We start from the raw sequence: 4,598 nt of genomic DNA, 5'->3' as shown, positions 1-4,598 counted from the left end.
GCTTTTAAATTTTGAATCCATTTCCACTGCTCAAAAACCCATAATAAGAATAAAACTGGCAACGGTATAAAAAGGACGACTAAAGGGAAACTTTCTTTAATTGCAAAATAAGCATCTAAATCCCCAGAAAACAACCTCAAGTATAAGAAGTATAAAAACAAGGGACCGTAAAAAAACACTATTAGCTTCCAATATTTTTTTATAAAAGAAGGACTTAATACATAGGCAAAACCTAGCCAAAACCCAAGGATTAGAATCAGCGTAATCGGATTATCAGGCATCTTCATGTAAGAGTCGATAACCAATGCTAAAAAAACGAGTGCAAATAAGCTAAGTGCTTTAATTACTGTTCTCCTATTCTTTTTAAAATGATAAATTGGTAAAGCAATTGCGAATCCCCAAATGATAGCGTAAATAACAATTTCGTAGGTCCTTTCTTTTGGGAGAATAATAAGACCAAAATAATCTAACAAATAGAAAATCGGTACAATAATAATAAACCCAAATAAAAAGGCTTTGTATTTTTTTAATAGCTGAATCATGGGTCAAAATTACTATTGTTAGTGGATTCTCACAACATTATTGATAAACACAGTTAAAATCACAACCAACAACACTTTTTTTTAGTTAAACCATTGTTTGATTCATTTAAAGTTATATGTGTAGTAATTAGTCTTTGGTTCATCATCTATTGTTTTTATAATCAGGCTTTGATGTGATATTTGTTTCATAATCAATTTAAATATAAAATCATGAGAAAAATAATTAGTATTGCGTTACTAGTACTTTGTTTAGGAAATGCATTCGCGCAAAACAAGGATACTTTATTTCTAGAAAAAATTAAAGGAGTAGATAAAGAGCTTACTACTGTACTAGAAAAAAGTAAAGCAGCAGGATTTGCTATTGCCATTGTAAAAGGTGACAAAATGGTGTATGCTAAGGGGTTTGGTTATCGTGACCTTGAAAACAAATTACCAGTTACAACAAACACAGTATTTCCTATTGGTTCTGTTACTAAAGCATTTACAGCCTCACTAATTGGAATTTTAGAAGACCAAGGCAAAGTAAATTTAAATGAATCTCCAAGAACATACATTCCTGAATTACAATTTTTTAATTCAGAAATGAATGCACAAATAACCCTTAAAGATTTAATGACGCACGGTACTGGATTGCCGAGGCATGATGCGACTTGGAAGTTTTTCACCCCCGAGTCAAAGGATGAATTAATAACACGTATAAAATTTCTAGAACCCGTAGCTCCTGTGAGGTCAAAATGGAGATACAATAACTTGATGTATATGCTACAAGGTGCTATTGTAGAACGCTTAACCGAAAAAAGTTGGGGGCAAAACATTGACCAAAGCTTGTTTAAACCACTAGAAATGACAAATTCTAACACAACTATCAATGCTTTAAAAAACAATAATCAAGCAGCTATTGGTTATGTTATTGAAGACGGCATCAATACAAAAATCGATTACTTTGATCTTACAGCTATAGAACCAGCAGGAGCTATAAATAGTTCGGTTACTGATATGTCAAAATGGATGATTACTTGGTTAAATAACGGAAAGTACAATGATAAACAAATATTGCCAAGTACTTATATTAAAGCAGCTACTGGCTCACAAATGGTTGTTACGGGTAAATTACCTAAAAAATCTGATACAGGTACGTTTATGAATAATTATGGCTACGGATGGTTTGCAAAAGCTTATAAAGGACATTATCGTGCAGATCATGGTGGTGGTATTGATGGGTTTACTGCTGATGTTTCTTTGTTTCCTGCTGACGATTTGGGAATTGTAATTTTAACAAATCAAAACCGATCAGCACTCCCTCAAGTTCTCAGAAATATAGTTGTAGATATATTATTAGATACTCCTGAAACGGAAGACTGGATGGCATTTTTAGAAAAATATGCTCAACAACAAACCAAAGTGCAAGAAGCGAAAACTATCGAATCTATTAAGTCTGTTCGTGCTTTAGAACAATATACAGGAACCTACACACATAAAGGTTATGGGACTTTTAAAGTGGTTAAAGAAAATGATTCTTTGTTTGTTAAACTCCCTTCAAAAACGTTGTGGTTGAACCCGGTTCACCCTAACGTATTTGAAACTTATAATGTTATTGATAATATAGTTGAGTCAAAATATCAAGACAGGAGTATAAATTTTATGACAAATTTTGAAGGTGAGATATTTGGTTTAAAAATAGAGTTAGAGCGAAGATTAGATCCTATTGTTTTTAATAGAGTACCTTTTAAAACAGAACCCACAAATTAATTAAAGCATCTCATACTTATAAATATTTAAACACATCAATCAAAAAGTAAAAATCATGAATACATTGACCATAGAAAATCTGACAAAAATATATCCTAACGGTGTCAAGGCATTAAATGGAATCAATTTAGAAATAACCAATGGGATGTTTGGTTTATTAGGAGCCAACGGAGCAGGGAAATCATCACTAATGCGCACCATAGCTTCTTTACAAGAACCATCTTCCGGAAATATATCATTCAATGGTGTAGATATTATTGCATCACCACAATATGTTCGCGAAAATCTAGGCTATTTACCTCAAGAGTTTGGCGTGTATCCTAAAATTTCTGCTAAAAAATTACTGAATCACTTGGCTATTTTAAAAGGTATTATTAATAAAAAAGAGCGTAAAGCACAAGTAACCGCATTATTGCAACAAGTAAATCTATATCAGCATCGTAAAAAATCAGTGTACACATTTTCTGGTGGGATGCGCCAGCGTTTTGGCATCGCACAAGCATTATTAGCAAATCCACAATTAATAATTGTAGATGAACCAACAGCTGGATTGGATCCAGAAGAGAGCAACCGTTTCTTAAACTTATTGAGCGAGATTGGGGAAAATGTAATTGTAATTCTTTCAACTCATATTGTAGAAGATGTTAGGAATTTATGTCCCAAAATGGCCATACTTGCTAATGGTGAAATCATTTCAGAAGGCAATCCAAAAGAACTAGTTGCTTCGATCGAAGGCAAAATATGGACAAAAATCATCCCGAAAACAGATATTGATAGTTTTAACAAAGCTTTTGATATCATCTCTACAAAGCTCGTTTCTGGAGAAACTCAAATTCGCGTATTATCAGAACAAAAACCTGAGGAAGGTTTTGAAATGATAACACCAAATTTAGAAGATTTTTATTTCGCAACAGTGTTTAATCAAGCAATTAAAAGCGCCTAAGTTATGTTTAAAAAGCTAATTCAATTCGAAGTTTATTATCAATTAAAACAACGTGCATTTCCCGTATTTGCAATCTTGTTTTTGGTCTTGGGCGTATTTATTGGAAGACAAGGTTTTGCTCCTACAGGGGTTAATTTTAACGCTGCATATCAGGTGTATTTTCAAACAAGTATTCTTACGTTAGGGAGTGTATTTATAACAATGTTTTTTGCAATAAGCGCTATGCTTAGAGACAAACAATACAATACGGAGAGTTTAATTTATAGTTCTTCAATAAAAAAGAGCCACTACTTTTGGAGTCGTTTTCTGGGAACATTCATTTTTAGTGTTCTTGCATTTTCGCCTTTTCTTATTGGATATTTTTTGGGAATTAACACGTCTAATTTAGATCCAGAAAGAGTTGCGGATTTTCAGTTAATGACGTACTTACAACCATGGTTGTATATCGTAATTCCGAACATTTTTATCTGCTCCACAATAATATTCTCTACGAGCACATTAACTAAAAATAGCACGGCAACCTATGTCAGTGCCGTATTTATTTACATGTTATATTTTGTGAGTTCCATCTTTTTAAATTCGCCATTAATGGCACAAGCAGTTCCGGCTTCTCCAGAAAGCATGGCTCTTGCAGCCCTTGCAGATCCATTCGGAATCGCCGCCTTTTTTGAACAAACACAATATTGGACGCCTTTTCAAAAGAATACACAATTTCTTTCTTTTACTGGATTATTTCTAAAGAATCGTCTCATTTGGATCGTGGTTTCCTTTGGATTTCTTTTAGTAACCTTTAGGCTGTTTTCGTTCCGAAAAATCACTAAAAAAGTAAAGAAAGCACCGAAATATAAAATAAACAAACTACAGGTAAAGGTCTATAGACCAATAAAGGCATTTTACAATCTTAAAGCTCAAAGTCTTGCATTCTTAGCCTTGTTAAAGGTGGAGTTGAAAAGCGTTTTCAGAAGCTTACCTTTTGTAGCAGTTCTATTAATGTGGTTGTTTATTTTGTTTTCAGAATTATATTCTACCGTTATAAGTGGCGGTGAATATGGCGTCAGCGTATATCCTTTCACAAATCAATTGATAGAATTAATTGTGAGGCCATTAACCATTTTTAGTCTGATTTTAATTGTATTCTATAGTTCAGAAATAGTTTGGAAAGAGCGCAGCCTAAATTTTAACCTTATTATTGATGCGACTCCAGTTAAAAATTGGGTTTTCTTTTTATCAAAATTCGGTGCTCTGTTAGTGTTACCCATTATTTTAATGACTTCTGGAATTTTAATGTGTATGGTATTTCAGATTGGTTTGGGGTATACAAACTTTGAATTTAGTTTATATGCGGCTTTATTTTACCATAACGG

General features: G+C 33.0%; 2 protein-coding genes and 2 pseudogenes. 3 read left to right on the top strand and 1 reads right to left on the bottom strand.

The window, feature by feature from the left end; translation table 11 throughout:
- Nucleotides 1-542, bottom strand: a pseudogene (locus tag AC15TD_RS06185) (hypothetical protein); the annotation flags it as partial.
- A gap of 210 nt (nt 543-752) precedes the next feature.
- Here AC15TD_RS06185 and AC15TD_RS06180 point away from each other — a divergent pair.
- From AC15TD_RS06180 to AC15TD_RS06170, 3 genes and pseudogenes are all read left to right on the top strand, one after another.
- On the top strand, nt 753-2,291 hold the full coding sequence (locus AC15TD_RS06180) for a serine hydrolase (RefSeq protein ID WP_484451263.1): 1,539 nt from the start codon (nt 753-755) through the stop codon (nt 2,289-2,291).
- Between the two features lie 55 nt (nt 2,292-2,346).
- Nucleotides 2,347-3,234, top strand: a complete 888-nt coding sequence (locus AC15TD_RS06175; RefSeq protein WP_484451262.1) for an ABC transporter ATP-binding protein — start codon at nt 2,347-2,349, stop codon at nt 3,232-3,234.
- Nucleotides 3,235-3,237: 3 nt separating this feature from the next.
- Nucleotides 3,238-4,598, top strand: a pseudogene (locus AC15TD_RS06170) (hypothetical protein); the annotation flags it as partial.

The sequence above is a fragment of the Yeosuana sp. genome, assembly GCF_057126245.1.
This window is presented reverse-complemented; position numbering and strand designations above follow the sequence as displayed.